The organism is Halorubrum sp. T3, assembly GCF_000296615.1.
GTDB lineage: Archaea > Halobacteriota > Halobacteria > Halobacteriales > Haloferacaceae > Halorubrum > Halorubrum ruber.
Genome location: NZ_JH815329.1, coordinates 1,183,662 through 1,210,047 on the forward strand (window position 1 = coordinate 1,183,662; position 26,386 = coordinate 1,210,047).

At 69.9% G+C, this 26,386-nt stretch carries 32 protein-coding genes; 11 read left to right on the forward strand and 21 right to left on the reverse strand.

The annotated features are described in order from the left end of the window. Positions 1–157: 157 nt before the first annotated feature. The 10 genes from ftsY to B378_RS0108070 form a co-directional block, all read right to left on the reverse strand. Complete coding sequence (gene ftsY, locus B378_RS0108025; RefSeq protein ID WP_017343291.1) at positions 158–1,261, reverse strand: signal recognition particle-docking protein FtsY; 1,104 nt, start codon at positions 1,259–1,261, stop codon at positions 158–160. 15 nt (positions 1,262–1,276) lie between these two features. Continuing rightward, a complete protein-coding gene (gene pfdA / locus B378_RS0108030) occupies positions 1,277–1,735 on the reverse strand; it encodes a prefoldin subunit alpha (protein ID WP_017343292.1) in 459 nt (152 codons plus the stop codon). After that, positions 1,735–1,911, reverse strand: a complete 177-nt coding sequence (gene rpl18a / locus B378_RS0108035) for a 50S ribosomal protein L18Ae (protein ID WP_017343293.1) — start codon at positions 1,909–1,911, stop codon at positions 1,735–1,737. The genes pfdA and rpl18a overlap by 1 nt, the downstream gene beginning before the upstream one ends. Positions 1,912–2,030: 119 nt before the next feature. Continuing rightward, positions 2,031–2,846 (reverse strand): ABC transporter permease subunit, encoded by an 816-nt coding sequence (locus B378_RS0108040; RefSeq protein ID WP_017343294.1) that lies wholly within the window; start codon positions 2,844–2,846, stop codon positions 2,031–2,033. Further along, positions 2,843–3,808 carry an ABC transporter ATP-binding protein gene (locus B378_RS0108045; protein WP_017343295.1) on the reverse strand — a complete coding sequence of 322 codons (966 nt, stop codon included), beginning with the start codon at positions 3,806–3,808 and terminating at the stop codon, positions 2,843–2,845. Before B378_RS0108045 ends, B378_RS0108040 begins: the two co-directional genes overlap by 4 nt. 76 nt (positions 3,809–3,884) lie before the next feature. After that, positions 3,885–4,550: a translation initiation factor IF-6 gene (locus B378_RS0108050; RefSeq protein ID WP_017343296.1), complete on the reverse strand. Its 666-nt coding sequence runs from the start codon at positions 4,548–4,550 to the stop codon at positions 3,885–3,887. 1 nt (position 4,551) lies between these two features. After that, complete coding sequence (locus B378_RS0108055) at positions 4,552–4,830, reverse strand: 50S ribosomal protein L31e (RefSeq protein WP_004595726.1); 279 nt, start codon at positions 4,828–4,830, stop codon at positions 4,552–4,554. Then, positions 4,831–4,983 carry a 50S ribosomal protein L39e gene (locus B378_RS0108060; RefSeq protein ID WP_004050128.1) on the reverse strand — a complete coding sequence of 51 codons (153 nt, stop codon included), beginning with the start codon at positions 4,981–4,983 and terminating at the stop codon, positions 4,831–4,833. A gap of 93 nt (positions 4,984–5,076) precedes the next feature. Continuing rightward, positions 5,077–6,195 carry a M20 family metallopeptidase gene (locus B378_RS0108065; protein ID WP_017343297.1) on the reverse strand — a complete coding sequence of 373 codons (1,119 nt, stop codon included), beginning with the start codon at positions 6,193–6,195 and terminating at the stop codon, positions 5,077–5,079. A gap of 77 nt (positions 6,196–6,272) precedes the next feature. Further along, the gene (locus B378_RS0108070) at positions 6,273–6,557 is read right to left on the reverse strand and encodes a DUF357 domain-containing protein (protein ID WP_017343298.1); all 285 of its coding nucleotides are present in this window, start codon (positions 6,555–6,557) and stop codon (positions 6,273–6,275) included. Positions 6,558–6,671: 114 nt separating this feature from the next. Here B378_RS0108070 and B378_RS0108075 point away from each other — a divergent pair, with 114 nt between their 5' ends. The 5 genes from B378_RS0108075 to B378_RS0108095 are packed head-to-tail and all read left to right on the forward strand — an operon-like array spanning position 6,672 to position 10,235. Then, on the forward strand, positions 6,672–7,430 hold the full coding sequence (locus B378_RS0108075; RefSeq protein ID WP_017343299.1) for an RNase P subunit p30 family protein: 759 nt from the start codon (positions 6,672–6,674) through the stop codon (positions 7,428–7,430). Beyond that, the gene (locus B378_RS0108080; protein WP_017343300.1) at positions 7,414–8,037 is read left to right on the forward strand and encodes a class I SAM-dependent methyltransferase; all 624 of its coding nucleotides are present in this window, start codon (positions 7,414–7,416) and stop codon (positions 8,035–8,037) included. Before B378_RS0108075 ends, B378_RS0108080 begins: the two co-directional genes overlap by 17 nt. 10 nt (positions 8,038–8,047) lie before the next feature. Next, entirely contained in the window at positions 8,048–8,527 is a 480-nt protein-coding gene (locus tag B378_RS0108085) for an Rpp14/Pop5 family protein (RefSeq protein WP_017343301.1), read from the forward strand. A gap of 4 nt (positions 8,528–8,531) precedes the next feature. Next, a complete protein-coding gene (psmA, locus tag B378_RS0108090; protein ID WP_017343302.1) occupies positions 8,532–9,314 on the forward strand; it encodes an archaeal proteasome endopeptidase complex subunit alpha in 783 nt (260 codons plus the stop codon). A gap of 54 nt (positions 9,315–9,368) precedes the next feature. Then, positions 9,369–10,235: an SDR family oxidoreductase gene (locus tag B378_RS0108095; RefSeq protein ID WP_044965541.1), complete on the forward strand. Its 867-nt coding sequence runs from the start codon at positions 9,369–9,371 to the stop codon at positions 10,233–10,235. Positions 10,236–10,253: 18 nt separating this feature from the next. Here the strand turns inward: B378_RS0108095 and B378_RS0108100 are convergent, their stop codons facing one another. Continuing rightward, entirely contained in the window at positions 10,254–10,778 is a 525-nt protein-coding gene (locus tag B378_RS0108100; protein WP_017343304.1) for a hypothetical protein, read from the reverse strand. 228 nt (positions 10,779–11,006) lie between these two features. On the opposite strand from B378_RS0108100, the gene B378_RS0108110 reads away from it, so the two are divergent. Together B378_RS0108110 and B378_RS0108115 are read left to right on the forward strand one after the other, a co-directional pair. Beyond that, on the forward strand, positions 11,007–12,932 hold the full coding sequence (locus B378_RS0108110; protein ID WP_017343306.1) for a beta-CASP ribonuclease aCPSF1: 1,926 nt from the start codon (positions 11,007–11,009) through the stop codon (positions 12,930–12,932). Positions 12,933–13,049: 117 nt separating this feature from the next. Continuing rightward, a complete protein-coding gene (locus B378_RS0108115; RefSeq protein ID WP_017343307.1) occupies positions 13,050–13,601 on the forward strand; it encodes a hypothetical protein in 552 nt (183 codons plus the stop codon). On the opposite strand, the gene B378_RS0108120 is transcribed toward B378_RS0108115, so the two are convergent. Continuing rightward, positions 13,602–14,108 (reverse strand): GbsR/MarR family transcriptional regulator, encoded by a 507-nt coding sequence (locus tag B378_RS0108120; protein ID WP_017343308.1) that lies wholly within the window; start codon positions 14,106–14,108, stop codon positions 13,602–13,604. It lies immediately after the preceding gene. A gap of 143 nt (positions 14,109–14,251) precedes the next feature. Here B378_RS0108120 and B378_RS0108125 point away from each other — a divergent pair, with 143 nt between their 5' ends. Next, on the forward strand, positions 14,252–14,596 hold the full coding sequence (locus B378_RS0108125) for a winged helix-turn-helix domain-containing protein (protein WP_017343309.1): 345 nt from the start codon (positions 14,252–14,254) through the stop codon (positions 14,594–14,596). 25 nt (positions 14,597–14,621) lie between these two features. Here B378_RS0108125 and B378_RS0108130 read toward each other — a convergent pair whose 3' ends face one another. Further along, the gene (locus B378_RS0108130; protein ID WP_017343310.1) at positions 14,622–16,304 is read right to left on the reverse strand and encodes a hydantoinase B/oxoprolinase family protein; all 1,683 of its coding nucleotides are present in this window, start codon (positions 16,302–16,304) and stop codon (positions 14,622–14,624) included. Further along, positions 16,301–18,349 (reverse strand): hydantoinase/oxoprolinase family protein, encoded by a 2,049-nt coding sequence (locus tag B378_RS0108135; RefSeq protein WP_026046223.1) that lies wholly within the window; start codon positions 18,347–18,349, stop codon positions 16,301–16,303. Before B378_RS0108135 ends, B378_RS0108130 begins: the two co-directional genes overlap by 4 nt. Positions 18,350–18,594: 245 nt before the next feature. Between B378_RS0108135 and B378_RS0108140 the strand changes: the two genes are divergently transcribed. After that, complete coding sequence (locus tag B378_RS0108140) at positions 18,595–18,975, forward strand: methylglyoxal synthase (protein WP_017343312.1); 381 nt, start codon at positions 18,595–18,597, stop codon at positions 18,973–18,975. Positions 18,976–19,022: 47 nt separating this feature from the next. Further along, on the forward strand, positions 19,023–19,577 hold the full coding sequence (locus B378_RS0108145) for a hypothetical protein (protein WP_017343313.1): 555 nt from the start codon (positions 19,023–19,025) through the stop codon (positions 19,575–19,577). Between the two features lie 4 nt (positions 19,578–19,581). On the opposite strand, the gene B378_RS0108150 is transcribed toward B378_RS0108145, so the two are convergent. From B378_RS0108150 to B378_RS0108160, 3 genes are all read right to left on the reverse strand, one after another. After that, positions 19,582–20,124 carry a hypothetical protein gene (locus B378_RS0108150; RefSeq protein WP_017343314.1) on the reverse strand — a complete coding sequence of 181 codons (543 nt, stop codon included), beginning with the start codon at positions 20,122–20,124 and terminating at the stop codon, positions 19,582–19,584. 117 nt (positions 20,125–20,241) lie between these two features. Beyond that, positions 20,242–20,562 carry a transcription factor S gene (locus B378_RS0108155; RefSeq protein ID WP_017343315.1) on the reverse strand — a complete coding sequence of 107 codons (321 nt, stop codon included), beginning with the start codon at positions 20,560–20,562 and terminating at the stop codon, positions 20,242–20,244. Positions 20,563–20,644: 82 nt separating this feature from the next. After that, positions 20,645–21,472, reverse strand: a complete 828-nt coding sequence (locus B378_RS0108160; RefSeq protein WP_017343316.1) for an alanyl-tRNA editing protein — start codon at positions 21,470–21,472, stop codon at positions 20,645–20,647. Between the two features lie 172 nt (positions 21,473–21,644). Between B378_RS0108160 and B378_RS0108165 the strand changes: the two genes are divergently transcribed. Then, complete coding sequence (locus B378_RS0108165) at positions 21,645–23,480, forward strand: hypothetical protein (protein ID WP_017343317.1); 1,836 nt, start codon at positions 21,645–21,647, stop codon at positions 23,478–23,480. 35 nt (positions 23,481–23,515) lie between these two features. Here B378_RS0108165 and B378_RS0108170 read toward each other — a convergent pair whose 3' ends face one another. From B378_RS0108170 to B378_RS0108185, 4 genes are read right to left on the reverse strand one after another with little or no spacing between them, the layout of a single operon-like run. Beyond that, positions 23,516–24,316, reverse strand: coding sequence for a hypothetical protein (locus tag B378_RS0108170; RefSeq protein WP_017343318.1), 801 nt, complete (start codon positions 24,314–24,316; stop codon positions 23,516–23,518). Further along, the gene (locus tag B378_RS0108175; protein ID WP_017343319.1) at positions 24,313–24,804 is read right to left on the reverse strand and encodes a hypothetical protein; all 492 of its coding nucleotides are present in this window, start codon (positions 24,802–24,804) and stop codon (positions 24,313–24,315) included. Before B378_RS0108175 ends, B378_RS0108170 begins: the two co-directional genes overlap by 4 nt. Then, the gene (locus B378_RS0108180) at positions 24,797–25,777 is read right to left on the reverse strand and encodes a hypothetical protein (protein WP_017343320.1); all 981 of its coding nucleotides are present in this window, start codon (positions 25,775–25,777) and stop codon (positions 24,797–24,799) included. The genes B378_RS0108175 and B378_RS0108180 overlap by 8 nt, the downstream gene beginning before the upstream one ends. After that, positions 25,774–26,385, reverse strand: a complete 612-nt coding sequence (locus B378_RS0108185) for a hypothetical protein (protein ID WP_017343321.1) — start codon at positions 26,383–26,385, stop codon at positions 25,774–25,776. The genes B378_RS0108180 and B378_RS0108185 overlap by 4 nt, the downstream gene beginning before the upstream one ends. Between the last annotated feature and the right edge of the window lies 1 nt (position 26,386).

A 26,386-nucleotide genomic window follows, 5' to 3' on the forward strand; every position in this document is an offset into this window, starting at 1 on the left:
CGTACGCGGTCGAGGGCGAGTTCGCGGCCGCACTGCGCGCGCGACGACGGAGGGACGCTCGGACGGCGGCTGAACCGCCGGACGCGCGGCGAGCCGGGGGTCGCGCCGCTCGCGGGAAAGGCGAAACGGCGAGAGAGGAAGAGCGGTGCGCTCGTGCTCACTCCTCGTCGAGCAGGCTCTCGACGAGGTCCTCGGGGTCGAACAGCGTGATGTCGTCGTACCCCTGTCCGGTGCCGAGGAAGAGGATGGGCTTCCCGGTGACGTACGCGACGGAGATAGCGGCGCCGCCGGAGGAGTCGGCGTCCGCCTTCGTCAGGATCGCGCCGTCGATCGCGGCGGCGTCGTCGAACTCCTTCGCGCGGTTGACCGCGTCCTGGCCCGCGACCGCCTCGTCGACGAACAGCGTCATGTCCGGGTCGACGACGCGGTCGATCTTCTCTAACTGGGCCATCAGATCGTCGCTCGTGTGAAGCCGGCCCGCCGTGTCGCCGAGGACGACGTCGATGTCGTTCGCCTCCGCGTACTCGACGCCGTCGTAGATGACGGCCGCCGGGTCGCCGCCCTGGTCGTGGCTGATCAGGTCGCGCCCGAGCCGGTCGGCGTGCTCGCGGATCTGCTCGTTGGCGCCCGCGCGGTAGGTGTCGCCGTTCGCGAGGACGGTGGAGTAGCCGCGGTCGGCGAGCCACTCGGAGAGCTTCGCGATGCTCGTCGTCTTCCCGACGCCGTTGACGCCCGTGAAGACGATGGTGACCGGCTTGTCGGCCTCGGCGATCCGCTGTTCGAAGTCGAACTGGCCGACGGCGATAACGTCGAGTAGCGCGTCGTGAAGCGCCGACTCGACGAGCTCGCCGGTCGTCTCGACCTGCTTGCGGGACTCGCCGAGCATGCTCTCGCGGACGCTGTCGAGGATCTGCTCGGCGACGCTCATCTCCACGTCGCTCTCGAGGAGGGCCATCTCGAGGTTCCACAGCGGCTCCTCGAGGTCCTCTTCCTCGATGATGATCCGGCCGGTCGCGAACGCCTTCGCGCGCTGGAAGGTGCTCGGCTCGTCGTCGTCAGACGACGAGTCGCCGTCCGCGGTCGGCTCGTCGGAGGCGGTTTCGGCCGCGGCGGCGTCGTCACCGACGGCTTCGGCAGCGGAGTCGCCCGCGTCGCTCTCGGCGGCCGCCTCGTCGTCGGGCGCCGCCTCCTCCTCGACCTCGGTCGACTCCTCGACGTCCTCGCGGAAGCCGGAGAGCTTGTCTTTCAGTCCGTCGAACACGGTCGAGTCCTCGTCTTACTCCCCGTCGTCTTCCTCGGCCTGCTGCATCTGCTGCATCTGCTGTTGCTGCATCTGCTGTTGCATCTGCTGGGCCTGCTGTTCGAGCTCGTCGCTCTCGGACTCCAGCTCCTCGACCTCTTCCTCCGTCTCCGCGATGCGGTCGTCGAGCGCCTCCTGCTTGCGCCGGAGGACGTCGATGGCGTCGTCCTGCTCCTGCTCCGCGGAGTAGTTGCCGCCGAGCGAGACGATGACCTCGTCGATGTCCTGGACCTCCGCGCGGAGGTAGGCGCCGCCGCCGAGCGGGACCTGAACGGTCGCGCCCGTGTCGAGCGTCTCGATGGCCTCGACCGCGTCGTCGATGTCGGCCTTCTCCTCGCGGTAGTCCGCGATCTCGGCTTCGAGGGCCTCGATCTCCTCGTCGAGTTCCTGCAGTTCCTGCGAGAGCTGCTGGAGCTGCTGTTGCCCGCCGCCCATCATTCCTCGGACACCTCCTCGATGTCGATCTGGGTGCGCTTGCGGTTGTGCTGGCTCCCGACCGTGGTGTAGATCCGCTCGCGGGCGAGATCCTCGTTTTCCGCCTCAACGTCCTTCGTGAACGGCTGGTCGCCGTCTCGGCTCTGGAACCGTCCACTCACCGTGTAGGTACTCATGTCTCCCGATCCGGCAGGGACAGGGAAGTATCTTCCTAAAAAAGGACAGGCGGCGAGGCGGCCGGAGGCGAAACGAATCGGCCTCGAACGACGGCGGAGCGGTCTCGGAGCGCGGCGTTTCACCCCGAGAGGTCCGCGCGGCGGAACCGAACGACGGCGAGGGCGACGAGGACGGTCGTCGCCGCGAGCAGGACCGCCGCGCCTGTCAGGTCGTACTCGCCAAGCACGAGGACCGCGGAGGGGTCGTAGTGCGCCGTCGGGCTGAGATCGCCCGCCTCGGCGTAGTCGGTGCTCGCGACGACGGACTCGAACATGAACAGCGCGAACAGCGCGCCGAGCGCGACCCGCTGGGCGATCCCCGGGCGCGAGACGAGCGTCGACACGGCGATCCCGACCGCGACGCAGGTCAGGTGGTACGGCACCGCTAAGGCGTGGACCGCGACGAGCCGCTCGACCGCGATCGTCTCTCCCACCGCGAGGACGCCGACGTAGGCGACGACAGGGAGCACGACGTTCAACAGGACGACGAGCGGGACCAGCCCGAGGAACCGCCCGATCACCACGTCGCGGCGCGCGACCGGCGCCGACAGCGTGAGGTCCATCCGACCGGAGGCCACGTCGCCGGCGATCGTCCCCCCGGCGAGGTACGCGAGATAGAGGCCGACCAAGAGCAGCCACGCGAACTGGTAGAACTCCACCGCGAGGAATCCCTCGATAGAGGAGATGGCGATGATCCCGAACGCCTCTTGGAACGCGGGCGGGAACGCCTCGACGTACGCGTCGAGGTCGATCCCAGCGGTCGACAACGAGGGGAAGAAGGCTAAGAAGAGCAACAGGAACGCGGAGAGCAGCCCCGTCACAACGAGCGAGCCGCGAGCGCGACCGGCGGCGGCGTACCGGGCGATGGCGAGCCACGGCGTCCGGCGCTCGCTCATCGGCCCTCACCTCCGGAGTCAGCCGCCCCACTTCCCGCCGCGTCGGGACCTGAAGTCCCGCCGCTCCCGCTCCCCGTCGGGCCCGGCACGTCGCCGTCGTAGAACGTCATGAACGCCTCTTCGAGCGGCGCGTCGACGACATCGAGGTCGAGCACGGTGTAGCCGGAGAGCAGGTCGATCAGCGCGTCGTACTCCCCCGTCCACGTAAACGAGACGGTCTCGCCGACGCGGAGGTTCAAGATTCCGCGGACCTCGAAGTCGGCGCGGTCGACCTCCTCCGCGACGCGGACGCGGACCTGCTTCCCGCCGCGCGACCGGAGGTCCGAGACGGACTCGACCGCGACGAGGTGCCCCTCTCGGAGAACGCCCACGCGGTCGCAGAGCGCGGCTACCTCGCCGAGGACGTGCGACGAGAGGAGGACGCTCGCCCCGTCGTCGACGCGCTCCCGCACAAGCGCGGCGAACTCCTCCTGTAACAGCGGGTCGAGCCCGGAGGTCGGCTCGTCGAGCAGCAGCAGGTCCGGGTCGTGCATGAACGCGGCCACCAGCGCCACCTTCTGCCGGTTCCCCCGCGAGAGGTCGGCGATCCGCCGCGACTCGTCGAGGCCGAACCGGTCGACGAGCTCGTCGCGGCTCGACTCGCCGCGGAGCGCCGCCTGGTGGTCGAGGAAGGCCTTCGCGGTGCGGTCGCGGTCGAGTCCGGGGTCGCCGGGGAGGTACCCGATCCGCTCGCGAGCGCGGCGGGACTCGACTTGGTCCGTCGCGTCGCGGCCGAGCAGCGTCGCGCCGCCGCTCGTCGGCGAGAGGAAGCCTAAGAGGGTGCGGATCGCTGTGGTCTTCCCCGCCCCATTCGGGCCGAGGAAGCCGAACACCTCGCCGTCCTCGACGGCGAAGGAGACGTCCTCGATCCCCCGGACGTCGCCGTAGTACTTGGAGAGGTTTCGACACTCGATAGCGGGCATACCGTCCCCAACTCCGCTGCGGCTTGTAAATGTGTGAGTGCGATACGAACCGAGGGGAGAAGGACGGGGGAGCGGCTCAGTCGATGAAGCCGAGCGTCTCCTCGATCCGGCCGAGCTCCGGGCCGGTCGTGTCCTCGCCGACGACGTACCCCTCGTCGGTGGCGACGAGGCCGGAGCCGACGAGCGGCGCGCCGTAGTTGACGGTGCCGAGGTCGGCGCGGACGTCGAGCGCCTCCTCGACCGCCTGAAGCTCCGACTCTGTCGACTGCGGGTGACAGAGCACTCCTGTGTTGTTGGCGACCGCCGCCGTGCCCACCGTTCTGACGTCACCGAGGTCGCCCCGGGTCACGGGGACGTCGAGGGCCTCTTTGATCGTCTGAATCGCCTCGCGCGAGAGGTCCGGGTGGACGTACGCGCCGTAGTCGTTTGCGAGGACGACGTTGCCGGCGGCGTTGATCTCGCCCGGGAGCTCGCGGACCGGGGCGCCGGCTGCGTCGGCGATTCGATCCTTCTCGCGCTCGGTCGCGCGCGAGGAGACGAGCACGCCGTGCTCGTTGCCCGTCGCGAGCGCGCCGACCGTGTTGGACCGCCCGACCGTCGTCGGCAGCGGCTCCGCGCCGAGTTCCGCGCCGAGGTCCTCGGCGAGTTCCTCGTCGACGTCCGGCCGGACTAACAGGATATCGCCGACGGCGCGGGCGAACACGCCCACGTACGACGAGCCGGTGAAGGTCGCCCGTAACACGTTACTCTGCGTGCTCGGCCTCGACGACCGGCTCGCCGTCCTCGACGAACCGAGCCGCGCGGACCCGCACCGTGCTGGGCGGGTTCTGACGCCCGTTCTCCCAGACGGCCTCGTTGACGGAGCCGTCGATGATCACGTCGCCCTCGTCGACGGAGAAGTGCTTGGCGAGGTGCTGTCGCGTGATCTTCATGGCGTAGTCGGCGCGCTGCTGGACGGGCTTCTCCTTGGCGTCGCGGAGCGGGACGGTGACGACGCGCTCCTCGAAGTCGTTCGTCGACATTTACTCGTCCAGGTCGTTCCGGCGCCAGTTGCGCCGCTTGGGGTTTCGCGTCACGTTCATGTCCGTCTTCATCATGACCCACGCGGGGACGCGGGTGTTCTGGCGCTCCGCCTTCGCCAGACGCTTCTTTTGAGCCTTCGACTTGTCTCCCATAGTGGCGCACACTTTCCGCGGGTCGCATAAAACCCCTTCCATACGGGCCGCCTCCGTCCCGCCGAAACCCGACCGAGACCACCGTCGCGACCGCTACAGTTCCCGCTCGGCGATCCCGGTATAAATCCGGTAACAGCGGTCGAGGACGTCGAGGCTCGCGCTCTCGGTGTCCGTGTGCGCCTCGCCGGGCTCGGAGGCGCCGCAGACCAGGCACTCCGTGCCGGCCTGCGCGAGCCACCCCGCGTCGGTCGCGTGCGGCTTGGTGACGTGTTCGGGCGCGTCGAGGCCGAGGTCGTCGTGGATCGCGCGGGCGACGTCGAGCGCGGCGTCGGCGAACCCGGCGTCGCCGCAGGCCATCGGCGGGAGGTCCTGGTCGACGACGAGCTCGACGCCCGGCGTCGCGTCGGCGACGCCCGCGAGGTCGGCGCGGCCGCCGGGGACCGTCCGCTCGTCGACCGTCGCCTCGCAGCGCTCCGGGATCACGTTCCACGTCTCGCCGCCGTCGACGATCGTGACCGCGAGCGACCCCGACACGTCGTTGCCGAGGACCGTCGCATCGGGCACGTCGAGGTCGCGGACCGCGTCGATGGCGTCGCAGGCGCGGTAGATCGCGTTCACGCCAGCCTCCGGCTCCGAGGCGTGCGCGGCCTCCCCGCGGGCGACGAGCCGCGACCCGCGGCGCCCGCGGTGCGCGACGACGACGTCCGTGACGCCCGGCTTCGAGTAGTTCGTCGAGCCCTCCGCGACGACCGCCCGGTCCGGCGCGAACCCCGCGTCGATCGCGTGGCGCGCCCCCTCGCCGCCGACCTCCTCGCCCACGAACGAGGCGAATATCAGCTCGCGGCCCGCGGGCGGCGTCGCGTCGCGGAAGGCGCACATCGCGGCCGCGACCGACCCCTTCATGTCGGCGGTCCCGCGGCCGTAAATCCGGCCGTCGCGCCGCTCTACGACGTACTCTCCGTCCGTCCCCTCGCCCGTCGTCTGCTCGGGCGCGGGCGGTACCACGTCGTGGTGGCCGACGAGGGCGAGCGAGTCGGCGTCCGGGTCGTCGGTCGCGCCCGCGAACGCGAGGACGTTGCCGGCCTCGTCGCGCTCGACGGTCGCGTCCGTCTCCGCGCGCAGCCACTCCTCGATCGCGTCGCCCGCGGCCGTCTCGTCCTCGTGAGAGGGGATCGAGACGAGCCGCTCGGTCAGGTCCGCGAGTTCGTCCATGCCCACGCTGGGCGTCGTCGCCGCATAAGCGCGTCCCTCGGGCGCGGTCGGGGCGGCCGGCCGGCGGCGCCCCGGCCTCACGTCGTGAACAGTTCGGTGTCGTCGGGCACGGCGAACAGCCCGAGCCGGACACCCGCGTCGAGCCAGCCGTAACCGTACGAGTACGAGGCGAGGGCGTTCACCGGGTCGCCGTCCGCGCGGAAGTGGCGGCCGTCGTCGAGGTACGACTCGGCCATCTCGGCCACGTCGGCGGCGGCTTCCCCCAGCGGCGTGTCGGCCGGCGGGCGCGGCTCCGCGACGGAGAGCGCGTCCGCGAGCATCCGCTCGTAGCGGTCCGTCTTCTCATCCAAGTCGGCGGGCATACGCCAACGTTCCGACGGGCGGACAAAAGCGACCGGGTCGGTGCGGAGACGCTCCGCCTCGGTCGCGGATCGGGAAGCGCAACGCCGATACGCTCGGCCGCAAAACGGGAGCCCATGTACGAGGCCGTTCACGCCTACCCCGACGGGGAGGCGACCGTCGCGCGCCACGCCGCGACAGCCGCTCGCCACGGCTACGACGGGATCGTGGTGCGGTCGCGCGACGCGCTGGACCCGGCCGGAGGACGCGGGCAAGGCGGTTCGGTCCCAGCCGACGCGGACAAAAGCCCCGTCCGCGACCTGGACGCGCTCCGCGAGGAGTACGGGATCGACGTCGTCGACGCGGTCGAGGTCGACGCCGACGACCCGACGAGCGCCTCCGGCGCCGTCGGGAACTACCGCTCCGACCGGACCGTCGTCTGCGTCGTCGGCGGGGACGACGCGCTGAATCGGTTCGCGGTCGAGCAGGCGCGCGTCGACGTGCTCGTCCGTCCGACGGCCGATGGCGGCGACTTCAACCACGTCCTCGCGAAGGCGGCGCGCGACAACGGCGTTCACGTCGAGTTCGACTTCGGCCCGGCGCTGCGCGCCACGGGCGGGAAGCGCGTCCGGGCGCTCGCGGACCTCCGGAAGCTCCGCGAGATCGTCTCCCACTACGACGCGCCGTACGTCGTGAGCGCGAACGCGCGCTCGCACCTCGAACTCCGCGCGCCCCGTGAACTGGTCGCGGTCGGAGAGGCGGTCGGGTTCGACGCCGAGGCCATCCGGGAGGGACTGCGAGCGTGGGGCGACCTCGTCGAGCGCAACCGGGAGCGCCGCTCCGAGGCCTTCATAGAGCCGGGGGTCCGACGTGGCAAGTATGAAGAAGACGGTTGAGGAGCACGCCGAGCGGTTCTCCGAGAAGGCGGCGGCGTACGACGACTCGAAGAGCGACGAGTATCACGCCTGCGCGAGCCTCGTGATCGATCACGCCGCGCCCGAGGCGGACGACGTCGTCCTCGACCTGGGCGCGGGCACGGGCGCCATCGCGCTGGAGGTCGCTGCGGACGCCGAACGCGTCCTCGCGCGCGACATCAGCGAGGGGATGATGGAGGAGGGCCGCCGGAAGGCGGAAGAGCGGGGGCTCGACAACGTCGAGTTCGCGTACGGCGAGTTCCGCGACCCCGGCCTCGACCCGGACCAGCGGGTCGACGTCGTCACCTCGAACTTCGCGCTCCACCACCTTGCCGACGACGAGAAGCGCGAGGCGATCAGTGTGATGGCCGAGACGGGCGCGCGCCGGATCGTCCTCGGCGACGTGGCGTTCTTCGAGGACCCGGACCCCGAAGCGCCGTTCTACAGCCCGGAGGTCGACGACCCGGCGACCGTCGGCACGCTGGTCGAGGCGTTCACCGCGGAGGGGTTCGCGGTGACCGCCGTCGAGCGCGTCCACGACCAGGTGGCGGTGATCGTCGCCGAGCGGATCCGCGAGCTGCCGGCGTGAGGGCCCTGTCGTGAAACACCTCCCCAAGCACCTCCGACCGCGCTGGCGGTACGTCGCGGTCGGAATCGAGACGTGGTCCGACGCGGGGATCGGTCGGCGGGCGTTCCAGCGCGCGCTGTGGTACAGCGCCGGCAACCTCCTCGGCGACGCGGGCAGCGCCGACGCCGACCTCACGCTGCTCTCGTTCGCGCACGCGGACGGGACCGGCGAGGCCGTCGTCCGCGTCAGGCACGGGCACGTCGACGACGCGCGCGCCGCGATCGCCTGCGTGAGCGAGGTCGACGGCGAGCCGGTCGGAATCCGCGTCAGAGGGATTTCGGGGACGGTGCGCGCCTGTGAGGAAAGATATATGGGTCGCGCGACCCCCAGTTCGACACAGCGAGACGTCGCGTTCGAGGGCGCCGAGCGGTCCGCGACCGTGCGCGGTGACGCGTGCGACGTGCGGGCCGAGTCGGGTCGCGTCGGCGCGACGACGTTCGACACCGAGTGATATCATGCAGGGCCAATCCCAACAGCAGGCGTACGACCGCGGCATCACAATCTTCTCTCCGGACGGCCGACTCTACCAGGTCGAGTACGCCCGGGAGGCGGTGAAACGAGGGACGGCGAGCGTCGGGATCCGCGCCGAGGACGGGGTCGTCCTCGCGGCCGACAAGCGCGCCCGGTCCCCCCTGATGGAGCCGGAGAGCATCGAGAAGCTCCACAAGGCCGACGACCACGTCGGCGTCGCGAGCGCGGGCCACGTCGCCGACGCCCGCCAGCTCATCGACTTCGCGCGCCGACAGGCGCAGATCAACCAGCTCCGCTACGGCGAGCCCGTCGGTATCGAGACGCTGACGAAGAACATCACCGACCACATCCAGCAGTACACGCAGGTCGGCGGCGCGCGCCCCTTCGGCGTCGCGCTCATCGTCGGCGGCGTCGAGAACGGCGAGCCGCGCCTGTTCGAGACGGACCCCTCCGGCACCCCCTACGAGTGGCAGGCGCTCTCGATCGGGTCGGACCGCAGCGACCTCCGCGACTACCTCGAAGAGGAGTACGAGGAAGGTATCTCCACGGACGAGGCGGTCGGGCTCGCGCTCGACACCCTCGCCCAGTCGAACGACGGCGAGCTGTCCCCCGACGGTGTCGGCGTCGCGACGATCACCGTCGACGACCCGCAGTACAGCGAGCGCCCCGCTGACGAGATCGAGGCGATCCTCGACGAGCGAGACCTCCTCCCGGCCGACGAAGACGAGGAGGCGGCGGACGACGACGCCACGGACGGCGAGGAGTAACGCGTCCGTTCGCTCTCGGTCGACGGCGACGTTTCGCCGCCGGTCGGGAGAGTTATGCCCTCGGAGACTGACCGGAGAGGCGTGCAGAAGACGGCACTCATCACCGGCTGTTCCTCGGGCATCGGCCGCGCCGCGGCGCACGCGTTCCTCGACGAGGGATGGACCGTGTACGCCACCGCGCGGAACCCCGCGGACGTCGAGGCGCTCGGCGAGGCGGGCTGTGAGCTCGCCACGCTCGACGTCACCGATCAGGACGACGTCGACCGCGTCGTCGAGCGGATCTTGGACGAGGAGGGCGCGATCGACGCGCTGATCAACAACGCCGGCTACGGCCAGTTCGGACCGATCGAGGACGTCACCACGGACCGCGTCCACGAGCAGTTCGACGTGAACGTGTACGGACCCCATCGACTCATTCGGGCGGTCCTCCCCGCGATGCGCCGCGAGCGCGACGGGACCATCGTCAACGTCTCGTCGGTCGCGGGCCGGGTGTCGATGCCCGGCGGCGGCGTGTACAGCGGGTCGAAGTTCGCGTTGGAGGCGATGTCCGACGCGCTCCGAAACGAGGTTTCGGACCTCGGAATCGACGTGGTCGTCGTCGAGCCCGGCCCCGTGAAGACGAACTTCTCGAAGCGCGCGGAGCGGGAGGCGGACCCCGAGGAGCGCGAGGGGATCGATCGGACCGACGCGTACGACGAGTTCTACGCGATGTTCGAGGACGCGAAGCTGATCGGCGGCGACGGCCCCGGCGCGGTCGAGCCGGAGCTCGTCGCGAACGCCATCTACGACGCCGCGAGCGCGACGCGGCCGCCCGCGCGGGTCCAGCCCGGCACCGTCGCGCGCGTCGGCGTCCTCGCGCGGTTCCTCCCCGACGCGCTGCTCGACAAGGCGTACGGGCTCGTCAGGAACTTCACGTCGTAAGGCGGCGCGGACGGACGCTCACGCATCGGGCTCGACCGCGAACGGACTCTCTCCCTCCCGCCAGTCCCACCCGGGGAGCCGCGTCTGGAACCCCGCCGCGAGCGCGGCGTCGAGATCGTCGGCGCCGGCCGTTCCGGCGCCGCGCTCGTTCCCGTCCGCCTCGGCCGCGGTCGCGTCTCGGTCCACGTAGAGGTCGGCGACGTGGAACGTCGCCTGCGCGAGCAGCGAGAGAGGGCGGCCGCCCGCGATCGTCGCCGCCAGTTCGCGGCCAAGGACCTCGTCGACGACGAACCCGGGGTAGTCGCCCTCGACGTCGAGGTCGCGGAGGAGCGCGACGCAGGCCGCGACGTTGACCGCGACCTCTCCGTCGGCGAAGACGGCGTCGACCTCGCGGCGGTACGCCTCCGGCGCCACCGGGTCGACCTCCGTCTCAAAGAGCCGGCCGAGGCGGTCGCGGGTGTCATTGAGTATCGGGACGACGACATCCGCGCGGTCGCGGACCCAGGCGTGTTCGTCGCTGACCGTCTGCGGCGTGACGCGCATGGGCCGGATTGTGGCGGCGGGGGCTTGCCCTTTGCGAAGGCTTTTATAACGGCGGGGCAGTAGTCCGATCCAAGCGGGTTTTCGCTGGCTGTTCCCGCGCACGGAACCAGTACGGACAGTACTTCCACTATGCCTACCCCGTCACGGTCGATCGATCGGCGGCGAGTCGCCGCGCGACGCGCGACGCGATTCGACGACGACGACGGCCTCGACGACCCGCAGTGAGATATGAGTCAAGTCGACAAGCAACTCGATACGTTGAAATCCGAGATCGAACAGGAGATTCCGAACGACATCACGGTCACCGACGTGAAATACGAGGGGCCGGAGCTGGTCGTGTACACGCGCGACCCCAAGCGCTTCGCGGGCGACGGCGACCTGATCCGACGGCTCGCGTCGAAGCTCCGCAAGCGGATCACGGTCCGACCGGACCCGAGCGCCCTCTCGCCGCCGGCGCGGGCCGAAGAGGAGGTCCGCGACGTGATCCCGGAGGAGGCCGGCGTCACGGACCTCGACTTCCACGAGGACACCGGCGAGGTCGTCATCGAGGCCGAAAAGCCCGGGATGGTGATCGGCCGCCGCGGCTCGACGCTCCGCGAGATCACTCAGGAGGTCGGCTGGACGCCCGAGGTCGTTCGGACGCCGCCGATCGAGTCCTCCACCGTCTCGAACGTCCGCGGCTTCTTGAAGAACGAGCGCGAGGAGCGCCGCGACATCCTCGAACGCGTGGGCCGACAGATCCACCGCGAGGAGATGTCCGACGACGAGTGGGTCCGGATCACGACGCTCGGCTGCTGCCGCGAGGTCGGCCGCGCGGCGTTCATCCTCTCGACGCCCGAGACCCGGATCCTCATCGACTGCGGTGACAAGCCCGGCGCCGAGGGAGAGGTGCCGTACCTCCAAGTGCCCGAGGCGCTCGGTGCGGGTGCGGCGACGCTCGACGCAGTCATCCTCACCCACGCCCACCTCGACCACTCGGCGCTGGTCCCGCTGCTGTACAAGTACGGCTACGACGGCCCCATCTACACGACGGAGCCGACCCGCGACCTGATGGGCCTGCTCACCCTCGACTACCTCGACGTCGCCGCGAAGGACGGGCGGACGCCCCCCTACGAGTCCGCGCAGGTCCGCGAGGCGATCAAACACACCATCCCGCTGGAGTACGGCGACGTCACCGACGTGGCGCCCGACGTGAAGCTCACGTTCCACAACGCGGGCCACATCCTCGGCAGCGCGGTCACACACTTCCACATCGGCGACGGGCTCTACAACGTCGCGTTCTCGGGTGACATCCACTACGAGGACACGCGCCTGTTCAACGGCGCGGTCAACGACTTCCCCCGCGTCGAGACGCTCGTCTTGGAGTCCACCTACGGCGGTCGCAACGACTACCAGACCGACCAAGAGGACTCCGAGGAGGCGCTCAAGGAGGTCATCAACGAGACGTACGAGCAGGGCGGGAAGGTCGTTATCCCGGCCTTCGCGGTCGGGCGCTCCCAAGAGATCATGCTCGTCTTGGAGGAGGCGATGCGCGAGGGGGAGATCCCCGAGATGCCCGTCCACCTCGACGGGATGATCTGGGAGGCGACCGCGATCCACACCACCTACCCCGAGTACCTCCGCGACGACCTCCGCGACCGGATCTTCCACGAGGACGAGAACCCGTTCCTCGCCGACCAGTTCAACCACATCGACGCCGGCGAGGACGAGCGGCAGGAGGTCGCCGACGGCGATGAGTGTATCATCATCTCCACCTCCGGGATGATCGAGGGCGGGCCGATCATGTCGTGGCTCCGCCACATCGGCCCCGACCCGGACTCGAACCTCGTCTTCGTCGGCTACCAGGCGCAGGGGACGCTTGGCCGCCGGATCCAGAACGGCTGGGACGAGATTCCGGTCGACGGTTGGGGCGGCGGGGGCCGCGGCGACACGCTCACCCTGGAGATGGGAACCGAGGTCGTCGACGGCTTCTCCGGCCACGCCGACCGACAGGGGTTAGAGAACTTCGTGAAGACGATGAACCCACGCCCGGAGAAGGTGCTGTGCGTCCACGGCGACGAGAGTTCCGTTCAGGACCTCTCGTCCGCGCTGTACCACGACTACAACATGCGGACGTTCGCGCCGAAGAACCTGGAGACGTTCCGGTTCAAGTAGGCGCGCGACACCTCGTGTGGCGCTCCGTCGTGCCGTCGTCCGCCGACCCGGGGGAATCGGCGGATCGACGACTATGACATCGAAGTTACTTTTACGATCCGAACGGTCGGTTCGGTAATGGCCGCCTATGAGGCGTTCGACCGAGGCGTCGAGGTGAACGGGCAGACCGTGCTGACGATCGTCGAAGAAGCGATGGGACGCTTCTCCGACGCGTATCGAGAGCGGGCGCTACGGGCGCTCGCCGCGGAAGGCATCACCGACCCGGACCCCGAGGAGTGGTACCCGCAGCAGACTTGGTTGAACGCCTTCGAGACTATCGCCGAGGAGCTACAGCCGCACGTCCTCGACCGGCTCGGGGAACAAGTCCCCGAGGTCGCCGCGTGGCCGAACGACTTCGAGACCGTCGCCGCGGGACTTCAGTCGATCGACGACGCCTATCAACAGAACCACCGCGGCGGCGAGATCGGGTACTACGAGTTCGAACGGACGGGGGATCGGAGCTGCGAACTCACGTGTCACAACCCCTACCCCTGTCCGTTCGATCGGGGCCTCGTCCGCGGCGTCGCCAAGCAGTACGCGTCCGTGGACGCGTTCGTCTTCATCGAAGAGACCGGAGAGACGTGTCGGCGTGACGGCGACGACGCCTGTACGTACGCGGTGTACTGGTGACTACCGGTCGTAGGATTCGAGCGCGTCCCTGAGTTCCGCGGCGGTGAAGTCCGACGCGAGCGTGACGATCTCCCGGAGATCCTCGTAGGTTTCTCGAAGCTCCTCGATCCGTTCCGCCTCGGTGCCGGCGTCGTCGGGGAGCTGCGCCTCCGCGCGCTGGATCGCACGCAACGTCGTCTGTATCTCTCGGTGGACGTACTGTTGAAAGACGTCTTGGAGGCTGAACCAGATCTCCCGTTCGGCCGTGTAATGAACGCGCCGTCCGCCGCCTTTCGAGGAGCGGCGGTAGATCAGTCCGATCCGCGTCAGCGTCCGCGTGACGTTGCTGATCGTCGATTTCGCGTAGCCCGTTTCCTCGACGAGTTCCGGTATCGAGAGGGGCCCTTCGGAGAAGTATAACACGCCGTAGATCCGACCCGCGCTTCGACTGAGACCGTAGACTTCCGCCGACTGTTCCATCGACTCGATGACGCGCTCGCGGGCGACGCTACGGTCGTCCTCACTCATAGCTGTCTGTTGTCCGCGCGACGTGATGGAACCCGTGTTGAGTCATGTTTCGGTCATAGATTGCGTAAGTATTAAATTGTTTGATTCGTTCGTTCGGAGTGAGCCGAACAAACAGAACAACTCGATCGCGACTCACCGAACCCATGCCCAGCGCCTTTCCCCACCAGCCGCCAGTCACCCACGCTCCCCGCGAACAGACGAACGTCGTCGTCGACCAAAACGAGACGACCGACGTGTTACAGGTCCTCTCCTCCGAGTCGGCACAGCAGATACTGAGCACGCTGAAAGCGAAACCGAAGACGGCCTCGGAGATCGCCAAGTCGGTCGATCAGTCGGTCCAGAACGTCTCGTACCACCTCGATCGTCTCTGTGACGCCGAACTGATCACGCCGACCGAGACGTGGTATTCCGAGAAGGGAACGGAGATGACGGTGTACGCGCTCGCCGCCGACCGACTCGTCGTCACGTTCGAAGACACCACCGACTGAAGGCCTGACCCCGGGGAACTTCTCTTCAGCCATTACCGAACTCCCCCGGTCGATCGCTATCCGTCCCGCCTTCCTGACCACTGTCCGTCCCGCGTTCCCGCTCGGTCACCTTCCCGTCGCGCCTGTCTCGCTCCCGTGCGTCCGGGTCGCGCTCCGCCGGGTCGCCGTGCCCGCCGCCGCCCGGGGTGCGGATCGAGACCGTCGTCCCGGCCGCGACGTCGACGGACGCCTTCGCCGGGACCGGCTCGCCGTCGATCAGGTTCTCGCCGAGGGCGCCGTCCTCACCGCCGTCGAGTCCCCGCGGCGCGGTCCGCCGGCGCTCGGTCAGCAGCGAGACGGTCGCGTCCGTCTCGACGGTGAGCGTCCGTTCGATTCCGAGACCGCCGCGGTAGCGGCCGTCGCCGCCGCTCGACGGGCGGAGCGCGTAGCGCTCGACGCGGAGCGGGTACGCCGTCTCCAGCGCCTCGACAGGCGTGTTGAGCGTGTTCGTCATCCCGACCTGAACGCCGTCCATCCCGTCTTTGGTCGGCCGGGCGCCGAAGCCGCCGGCGATGGTCTCGTAGTAGGTGAACTCGCCGCCGCGGTCGCCGACGATCAGGTTGTTCATGGTCCCCTGTCCGCCGGCGGGGACGGCTTCCGGGACCGCCGCCGCGAGCGCTTCCAGCGTCACGTCCGTGACGCGCTGGCTCGTCTCGACGTTGCCGCCGACGACCGCGGCCGGCGGTTGAGGGTCGAGCAGCGACCCCTCGGGCGCGGATATCGACACCGGCTCGTAGCAGCCGTGGTTCGGCGGGATCTCCGGGTCGGTGACCGCGCGGACGACGAAGTACACCGCGCTCTTCGCGACGGAGAACGGCGCGTTCAGGTTGCCGTCCACCTGGTCTGCGGTGCCGGCGAAGTCGACGTCGATCGCGGCGCCGTCGACGGTGACCGCCACCTCGACGGGGATGTCCGCGTCCGTGATGCCGTCCCCCTCCAGGACATCTCGCGCTCGATAGGTGCCGTCCGGGAGCTCCCGGATCTCGCCCTCGACGCGCTCGCGGGAGTAGTCGATGACGGCGTCGAAGGCGTCGAGGAGCGTGTCGCCGTGTTCGTCGAGCAGCTCGCCGACCCGCTCCTCGGCGCGCGCGTTCGCGGCGCGCTGCGCCCGGAGGTCCGCCTCGCGCTCGTCGGGCGTGCGGACGTTCGCGAGGATCAGGTCGCGGACGGCGTCGTTCGGCTCGCCGCCGTCGACGAGCCGGACCGCCGGCATGCGGAGTCCCTCTTCGTATATCTCCCGCGCCCCCGGCGGCATGCTCCCCGGTGCGCTCCCGCCGACATCGGCGTGGTGCGCGCGCGACACGGCGTAGCCGACGATCTCTCCCTCGGGCGCGATCGGCGAGACCAGCGTCACGTCCGGGAGGTGCGTCCCCCCGGCGAACGGGTCGTTGACGACGAACACGTCGCCCGGCTTCGGGTCCTTTTCGAGGACCACGTCAACCGCGTCCGGCATCGCGCCGAGGTGGACCGGGATGTGCTCCGCCTGCGCGACCATCCGGCCGTCGGCGTCGAAAAGCGCCGTCGAGCAGTCCTGTCGCTCCTTGATGTTCGGCGAGTAGGCGCCGCGGATCAGCACGTGACCCATCTCGCTCGCGACGCTCTCCAGCTGGTTGCGGAGGATCTCCAGCGTGACCGGGTCGATGTCCGTGTCGCGCTCAGGGTCGCTCACGCGTCGCTCACCTCCGCGACCAGGGCGCCGTCGTCACGCAGTCGGACGCCCCACGCCGGCGGGACGACGACCGTGCTCTCGGGCCCCTCGACCACGACCGGACCCGCGACGCGCTCGTCGGCCGGGAACCGCTCCCGGTCGTAGACGGGGGTCTCGCGGGTCCCATCGGGGAACACCGCCTCACGGGTGGTCCGCGGCTCAGCGTCGGGGGCGCCGACGGACTCGATCGCCGGCGCGCTCCGCGGGACCGTCGCCGTCGCGCGGCAGTTCACCAATTCGACGGGCTCGTCCGCTCGGTAGCCGTACGCCGACTCGTGGGCCGCCGCGAACCGCTCCTCGGCGTCCGCGGGGTCGAACGGGCGCTCGACGTCGACGGTGAGCTCGAAGCTCTGCCCGGCGTACCGCAGGTCCGCAGCGTACTTGACGCGCGCGGCGTCCGGGTCGCTGACCTCGTCAAGCAGGTCGTCGGCCAACTCCCCGTACAGCGCGTCGACCGATTCCGGGTCGACCTCGGTGAGGGGGCCCTGACGGGTCCGCACGGCGTCTCGGGTCTCGTCGGCCGCGAGCAGGCCGTACGCCGACAGCACCCCCGACGCGTGCGGAATGATAACGCGCTCGACGTCGAGGCCGTCGGCGATCTGGACCGCGTGCATCGGCCCCGCGCCGCCGAAGGCGACGAGGCCGAACGCCCGCGGGTCGTGGCCGCGCTCGACCGTGACGGAGCGGATCGCGCGGGTCATGTCGGCGTTCGCGACGCGGTGGACGCCGAGCGCGGCCGCGACCGGGCCCTCCATCCCGGCCTCGTCGGCGAGGTCGGCGAGCGCGTCGCGGGCGGCCGCCGCGTCGAGCGAAAGGTCGCCGCCGAGGTCCGTGTCCGCGCCGACGTAGCCCAGCACGAGGTTCGCGTCCGTGACCGTCGGCTCCGTGCCGCCCTTCCCGTAGCAGGCGGGGCCGGGGTCGGCGCCGGCCGAGCGGGGTCCGATCCGGAGCGCGCCGCCGGAGTCGACCCACGCGATCGACCCGCCGCCCGCGCCCACCGTCTCGACGTCGACCATCGGCGTCCCGATCGGTCGGTCCGCGACGGTCGCCTCCGTCGTCCGCTCGGCCTCACCGTCGCGGACGAGGCTCACGTCGCTGGAGGTGCCGCCCATGTCGAAGGTGATCAGCCCCTCGCGGTCGGCGTCGGTCGCCGCCGTCGCGCTCGCGCCCACGACGCCCGCCGCGGGCCCCGAGAGGACGGTCGTCACGGCGTTCCGCCTGACCGTGTCGGCGTCGGTGACGCCGCCGTTGGACTGCATGATCCGCGGCTGCGGCAGGCCGAGGTCTCGTGCCCGCTCGGTGAGGCGACCGACGTAGCCGTCGATCGCCGGGCGGACGTACGCGTCGACGACGGTCGTCGAGGTGCGCTCGTACTCGCGGAACTCCGGGAGCACCTCGTGGGAGGCCGAAACCGGCACGTCGAGCGCGTCGCGCAGCGCGTCCGCGAGGCGCTCCTCGTTCCCCGGGTGCGCGTAGGCGTGGAGCAGGCAGACCGCGACGGACTCGACGTCCGCGTCACGGAGGTCGGCGACGAGGGGCTCGATCGCCTCGTCGCCGATCGGCTGCTCGATCCCGTCGACGGTCGCCCGCTCCGGGACCTCGAACCGACGGCGTCTGGGGACGAGCGGCTCCGGTTTCTCGGCGTCGAGGTCGTACAGCGACGGCCGGGTCTGCCGGCCGATCTCCAACACGTCGCGGAACCCCTCGGTCGTCACGAGCGCGGTCCGCGCGCCGTCGCCCTCCAGCAGCGCGTTGACGGAGACGGTCATCGCGTGGGAGAACTCGGTCACCGTCTGGGGGTCGACCCCGGCCGCCTCGCAGGCCTTCTCGATACCGGCCGCGACGCCCTCGCTCTGGTCGTCGGTGCTCGGCACCTTCGCGGTGACGAGGTCGCCGTCGACCGAGAGCGCCACGTCGGTGAACGTCCCCCCGACGTCGACGCCGATCGCTCGGCCGCCGGTCCCTCGGCTGCCGCTCTCCCGATCCTCCATCGGCCCCCCGCCCATCTACGACACCCCCGCGGCGTCGCGGGAGCTCCGGACGCCGAGCGTCGAGGTGGCTCGGTCGCGTGGCATGGATCGCCCTCGTCACCGGACGGACTTAAGACCGCCCCGTTCGACGGCCCGACGCACTCGACCCGTTCGTCGACCACCGGTCGCGCGGCGGGCCCCCGCGAGGGCCCGGCGGCGACGAGGTCGACGAAAGCGACGGGGAAGCGAGTACTTAAGCGACGCCGGAGCGACCGCCCCGTATGCGCATCGCGCTCATCGCTCACGACGAACTGAAAGACGAGATGGTCGCGTTCGTCGAGTCGCACACGGCCGCCCTCGACGAGTGCGAACTGGTGACCACCGGGACGACGGGGAAACGGATCGCGGACGCCACCGGGCTCTCCGTGAACCGACAGGCGTCGGGGCCGTTCGGCGGCGACCTCCAGATCGGGGCGATGATCGCGAGCGACCGGATCGACGGCGTCGTCTTCCTCCGGGACCCGCTGACCGCGCAAGCACACGAGCCCGACATCTCGGCGCTGCTGCGCGTCTGCGACGTGAAGGACGTGCCGCTGGCGACGAACGTCGCGTCCGCGGAGCTGCTCGTCGAGGGGCTGCTCGGCGGCGATTCTCTCGACTGATACCGTCGACCGCGATGATTTAAACCGGGACGACGAACGGACGGCCGATGACGCGCCCGCAACGGACACGCGTTCGCGCCCTCGCGCTCGCGCTGCTGCTCCTTGCGGCGAGCCTCGGCGCCGGCGCGGTCGCAGGCCAGGCCGCGACGCCGGGGGAGACGGCGACGCAGTCGGCGGCTGAAGGTCCCGCCGTCGGTCCAGCGACTGCCGGGCCCGGCGTCGACGCGGACCGGACTGAGGTCGCCCCGATCACGCGGTGTTTCACCGGCAGCGGGTACCCGATCTCGATCGGCGACGGCGAGGGTGGGGCGACGATGGAGACGGTGGTCCACCTCTCCGTGTTGACCGACCCCGGCGCGGGCAACGAGTTCGGCGTCGAGACCGCCGGGCGACTCGACGGCGAACCGATCGTGGTCCTCGCCGCGGGCGTCAGGCTGACCGCCCGGCAGGCGATCGCCGACGGGATCGACCCGTTCGCGGCGTTCGACGTGCTGTACACCTACGAACTCCAGCTTCCGATGTTCGCCGGCTCGGTCGGCGACGCCGACTACGAAGACGACGGGTCGCCGATCGAGTCGAGCGCCGGCGCGATCGACTGCTGACCGGCTATTCCGAGTGCTCGACGGCACCGCCCTCGGCGTCCGGCGGCCGAACGCCGCGCACCAGCGACAACACGTCTTGTCTCGTCGCCTCGAAGCCGTTACCGATCGGATAGGCGCCGCCCGCGAGCAGGTACTCGCCGGCCTCCCACACCGCGAGCAGGGCTTCGACGGGAACCCGTTCGTCGTCGACCGCACAGCGGCCGTGAAACACGGTGAGCGTCGCGCGCGACGCGTCCGGGTCGTCGACGTCGAGGCGTCGCTCGTCGCGACGCGCGAGGTCGGTGATGTCCCGGTCCGCGAGACGGTCGCGGAACCCCCCTCGGGCCCGCGACTCGACGAGTCGGGTCAGGGCGGGGTTCGGTCCGGCGTCCGGAGAGATCCGGAGTCGGCTCACGAAGAAGAACGGTCGCGGCGGCGGCGTCTCGCGCTCGTAGCGCGCCGTGCCCGCCGTGACCGAGACCGGGCCGGCCTCGAACGGTCGTTCCGTCGCCGCCTCGACGAGCGTCCAGCCGTCGAGGCGGTCGTGGGGAACGACGGGCGGTTCCATGGTCCCGCCTTTCTCCGAACGGGAATAAAACGGACGGGCGGCGGGAGGAGAGTCAGAGAGATGACGTGAGAGAGGACAGACTGACGGCAGGAGGGAAGGAAGCGAGCGAAAACGTTGTCAGTGGTCGTCTTCGCGCCACTTGTGTTCGCACTCGGTACAGACGAAGAACCGAGTCTCGGACTCGTCGGCCGCGCGGATCTGCTGCATGTACCAGTACGCCTGGTCGTTGTCGCACTCGGGACACTGGGCCGTCGTCGTCGGGAGCCCCTTGTCCTCCGCGTCGCTCACGTCGACGATCTCGGACTCGACCTGCGACTGGGTCGTCCACTCGTCGTCGCCATCGTCGCGCCCGATCTCGTAGCCGCAGGCGTCGCACACCCAGTGGTCTTCGCCCTCGCCGGATTTCATCATGGATCCGCACTCGTCGCAGAACTTCATGCCCGAACCTACCGCGGATCGTATTTAAACGGCGGGATCGCGGGCGAGGGCCGGACGCGCGCTCGGGGCGCCGACGCGGCCGTCAGTCCGCGTCGACGTGCTCGGCGAGCGCGAACCGGACGCGCTCCTCGTCGGGACCCTTCGTCTCCCGGCCGGTGACGACGACCTCGCCGATGTCGGCGGTGTCCGCGACGTGGGTCCCGGCGCAGGCGGTACGGTCGTACGGCTCGTCCGCGTCGTCCGCGCCCGCGATTTCGACGATCCGGAGCTCCTCGATCGAGTCCGGGAGGAGGTCGATCCGCGTCCGGTCGGTGTCCAGCGTCGCCTCCGCGGTCTCGCGGTCCATCGTGTAGCTCGCCACCTCACGCCCGTCGGCGACGAGCTCGTTGAGCCGCGCCTCGATCCGGTCGAGGTCGGCGTCGGTGAACCGGTCGTACTCGGCGTCGAGGCGCGCGCGGTCGGCATACAGCTGGTTGCCCGTCGTCCGCGCGTCGAACTCGTCGAGCAGCAGCGCCGACAGCAGGTGCTGTGCGGTGTGATACCGCGAGTGCGCGGCGCGGCGGTCGGCGTCGATTTCGCAGGCGACCTCGGTGCCCGGCTCCGGGAGCGGGGGCGACTCGGCCGCGTCGCTCGCGTCGTCGGCCGCCCCGCCCTCGGGGCCGCCCGCCTCGCCGGCCGGTTCGATCTCGTGGTGAACCGTGTCGGCCATCTCGACGTCGACGACGCGCCAGCGAGCGGTTCCGCCGTCGTCGGCGACCCGGATCGTTCCCGTGTCGTGCGGTTGGCCGCCGCCGGTCGGGTAGAAGTGGGTCCGATCGAGGACGAGCCGGTCCGGATTCGAGAGGACGCGTTCGACGGTCGCCTCGAACGCCGTCACCGTGTCGTCCGCGAGGTAGAGTCGCTCGGTCACGGGTGCCCGGAGGGGCGCCGGCGAAATATATCCCCGGTCCGCGAGAGTGTCCCCGGTCCGCGAGAGTCGACGTCGGACCGCTCGGGTGGGAGAGAAGTCTCCCTCGATTAGGGCTATCGCGACTGATACGCGGGTGTCCACGTTTATCAGCGGGCCCGTCTAACGGGTCCCTATGAACGGAGCAGAGCGAGGAGCGACCGCCGAGCGCGCGCAGAGCGAGGTGCTCGGCACGGTGCTCCTGTTGGGGCTGACGGTCGCAGTCGTCGGCACCACCGTCGCGCTCGGCGCGACCGCGCTCGACGACTCCCAGCGGACCGCGGACATCCAGCGCGTCGAGGGGGCGATGACGCAGGTCGACTCCAAGGCGAGCCTCGTCGCGCACGGCGGGTCGCCCTCCCAGCGGGTCAGCATGGATGTCGGCCGAGGCGCCGACTTCCGCGTCGACGAGGACGCCGGCTGGCTGCGGATCGAGGTGAGCGGGGGCGACAACGGTACGTTCACGGACCAGACCGCGCTCGGCGCCATCGTCTACGAGCGCGGCGGCGAGACCGTCGCCTACCAGGGCGGCGGCGTCTGGCGGTCGAGCGGCGGCCGCTCGCAGATGGTGTCGCCCCCGGAGTTCCACTACCGCGGGACCGACGGTCCCGAGACGCTCACGCTCCCGCTGGTCACGATCGAGAACGGGTCGGGCCCGTTGGGCGACACCGTTCGGATCGGCGAGAGCGCGACCGACGCCGAGTCGGTGTTCCCGAACGACGACTACCGGAACCCGCTCGCCGACAGCAACGTCACGGTCGAGATCACGGTCCAGAGCGCGTATGCCGACGCCTGGGGCCGGTTCTTCGAGTCCCGAACGAGCGCGTCGGTGACCGAACTCGACGACGACCGCGTGCGGATCCGGCTCCGGACCGCGACCACGCACCCGACGCTCAGCGCGAGCGTCTCGGCGACCGGGCGCTCGGAGCTCCAGATGGGGGACGTCGACTGGCTGTACGCCGACAGCTACAACTCGACGAACGGAACCTACGACTCGCAGACCCCGGGCTACAACGCGAGCGTCCAGACCCGCGGCGATTTCGCGCTCACCAAAGGCGGCGGCGGGAACACCGAGAGAGTCCAGATTCTCGGGAACCTCACGGCGGAGTCGTACAACATCCCCCCGGGCCAATCCGACAAGCTGAACGTCAGCGGCGAGACCCGCACGGAGAGCGACTTCGACGAGCTGGCGCCGGTCGCGGGCGGGATCAGACAGCGCATCGACGGGGTGCGCGAGCAGGACCTCGCGGGCGAGGCGCCGAACCAGTCGACCGGGATCAATCTGTCGGACGATCAGACGGCAACGATAGACGAGAACACGTACGTCGACGGCGACGTCACCGTCTCCGAGCGCGCGACGCTTCGGGTCACCGACGGCGCGACGCTCCACATCGCCGGCTCTGTGACGGTGGAGGGCGACGAGACGGCGACGCTCGACCTCGATACCGGGAGCGGGAACGTTACCGTGCTGCTCGACGAGGGGCTCGACCTCAGCGGCGACGCTGCGGTACGGGCCTCCGGAGGCGGGCGCGCGGAGCTGTACGTCGACGACTCGATCACCGTCCGGGACGCGGCCTCGGTGACGACGGCCAAGGACACGCGCCTCGACGTCTACAACACCGGCGAGATCGATCTGACCGGACCGGTCGAGATCGCCGCCGACGGCGACGTGGCGAACAACCTCTGGCTGTACTCGAGCGGCGACGAGGTCGAGATTGAGGGCCCGGAGACGGACGGCGACCGGGTCCGATTCACCGGCGTCTTCTACGCGCCCCAAAGCGAGGTCGAACTGGAAGACCAGATGACGATCAGGGGATCGTTCACGTTCCGAAAGTTCTCGTTCGACGACGGCGACATCGAGATCCACTACGACGAGGCGCTGCGCACGCGCCAGCCGTTCGATGGCGAGACGGTCCCCGTGGTGAGCTACCTCCACGTCTCCACGCACGGCGTGGTCGTCGAGTCCGACTGAGTGCGGCGATCGCCCCGCTTCGGACGCGTCGATCCTCAATCGGAGAACTCGACGCGGGCGGCGGTCCGGTGAACGAGCAACCGGTCGTACTCCTCGGCCACGAACGTCACGGAGAGGTCCGCGGAGCCGTTCGTCGTCACGTTGACCTGTTCGTGTTCCGCCGCGAGGTCGCTGTAGTACCGCTCCCAGACGATCGCCTGCGTGGAGTTGATGTCGAGCGTGACGTTTTCAGCGGCCGTCTGGTCGTCGGCCGCGACTTCCCGGTCCGTGCGCTCGCCGACGACGAGGACCGTCCGCTCGCCGCTCACCGACTCCGCGGGACCGTTGAGTCCGTACAGCGAGTAGACGATCGTGTCGCCGATCAGGAGATCGGGTTCCCTGATCATTACGCCGTTGTCGCCGTCCATCCGGAACACCGCGCCGTTCTCGTAGACGATCCGGGTGTCGCCGGCGCCCCGGTACGTGAGGGATCCCCCCTCGATAACCTGTGACTCGAATCCCGTCCCGTTGAGCCGGAACTCGGACTCGTCGTCAAACGCCAGCTCGCCGCCGCCGAGCCGGAGCTCGGTCGACCGGCTCGGCACACCGTCCCGGCTGAGGTCGTTGAAGTTGTCGTGGAGGACGTCGAACGCGCGCTCGACGTTGTTGTCCCGCTCGGCCAACTGGGCATCCTCCAGCCCGCCGAGCCCGACTGTGAACGTCACGGCGATGGTGGAGGTGATCAGCGCGAACACCAGCACGAAGCCGACGGTCTCGCTGACGCCGCGGTCGGCGGACAGGAATCCACCGTCGGTCTCCCCCGATAGGGAACCGCCGTCGGGGTCAGCGCCCCTCATCGCTCGCTCACCACCAGTTCGCCGTCGCCCTCGGGCCCGGCGTCCGACTCCCACGAGATCCGGAGGCTCCCACCGTCAACGGTCGTGTTTCGGACCGCGACGTCCTCGCTCGTGCGGAAGGGGACTTCCACGGTCGCGTCGGTCTGCTCGCTTTCGAGCGCGATCGTCCCTTGGGTGCCGTTCGCGGCGATCCGTATCCGATAGCCGGTCCCGGACACCCTGTTCGGGAGGGTTAGCGGTCGGTCGACCGTGAGTTTCTCCCGAGACTCCGCGGTCGCGACGAGCCTGTCGACGGTGCCGATGTCGGCCGCGATCCGCTCGCCGACGACGGTGAGCTCTCCCTGCGCCGCGCGCTCGCGCTGTGTCTCGACGAACGAGCCACCCGCGACGAACAGCCCTGAGAGCAGCAGCGTCGAGATCGCGAGCGTCATCACGTAGCCGACGGTGACCGACACGGCGCGGTCCGACCCGCCCGAGCGGTCACGCATCGCGCTCACCCGGCGCGAGCCGGATCACGTCGCCGTAGGTCAGCTCCGGTGTCCGGTGATAAACCTCGACGTCGACGCTGTAGATCCCCTCGACGACGTAGGGGCGCGAGGAGCTGTCGAGGTGAGGGGTCTCGTTGTGGTCGTCGACCACGAAGCGGTACGTTCCGGTCGCGTTGTCGCCGTTCTCGTAGCTGATGTTGTACGGGCCGTACGGTTCGTCGTCGCTCTGGACGCCCCCGGCCCACACTGGTCCCGGGAACTGCTGGCCGTTAGCCGTGCCGGCGGTCAGGTCGATCGTGACGTTCTTGCCGCCCTCGTGAGAGATGGTGGTCGAATTGACGATCGTCGCGTTCCGCACCCGCACGTCGATCGCGTCGGCCGACCTGTTCGACAGCGTCACCGACCAATCCTCGCCCGTGCCGTCGGCCACGATCGTGAACGCGTCGTCCGCGTTGTCGGAGAGGGTCGTGGAGTCGACCGTCACTTGGTAGTTTCGCGTGCGGCTGACGCCGCCCACGAGCGTCCAGTCGGCCGATCCGCTGGGGCTCGTCATGTTCCGGAATCCGCTTTCGGTCTCGTTTTGCGCGATGAAGTGGCCCTCGTTAAGGGTCGAGCGATTAACGTGAACGTCCGCGATCACCCCGTCTCGCGCCCGGAGGTCGGCGACCGTCCGGGCGTAGGTCTCCGCGCTCGCATTGAATTCGGCGAAGACGTCGCCGTCGCTCGCGTTCCGGTGTTCGCGGTGTAAGATCCCAGCGAGGTCCTCGGTGACGCCGTCGCGGAACTCGATCGCTTCCGCCCCGCCCGCGTCGGCGCCGCGTGTCGCGAGGTTCTCCGTGTAGATGACGGTGTTGAGGAGGAGCACGACCGCGACGAAGAGGACCGCGAGCGTCAGCCCCGTGATCAGGATGATCTGCGCTCGGTCCTCGTCGCGGTCGGCGTCCCCGCTGCCGAGGGGACTGGGGAAACTCACATCTGCCATGCGGTGATTCGCACCTCCACGACCGTGTACAGGACCTCCCCGTCCCCGTCGACCGGGTCGGCGAAGTACCCCCTGCCGGGACCGTCCTCGGCGAGGACGTGCTGGTCGTCGTCGCCGAACCGGTCGTCGCCGTACAGCGTCACGCGCGTGCTCGCGGTCGCCGCGTTGTCGCTCGGCGACCCCATGTCGACCATCGCGACGTCGCCAGTCCCGTCGCTGCTGTCGTCCGGGTAGTAGACGTCGATGTCGAACGCGATCTGCCGATCGCCGAACGCCTCCGTCAGCGGCTCGTGGAGCGGGTGCGACGCCGGCGGGACCCCCGCGTAGCCGCCCGCGTCGGTCGCGCCGACGAAACTCCCGTTGTCGTAGTGTAGAAGCGCCGCAGAGAGGTTTCCGCTCGCTTCGGTCGTCGCCAACAGGTCCCCCGCGGCGATCTCGGCCTGGTTCTCGACGTGCTGGTTCGACGTGCTCGCCGACAGCGGCGTGACGGCCGTCGCCTGCGTCGCGAAGATGAGCCCGGTGACTAAGAGCAGCGCCGCCGTGAACGCCTCTAAGGTGTGCGCTTGTCCCCGGTCGTCCGGGAGGTGTTCGACGAACATC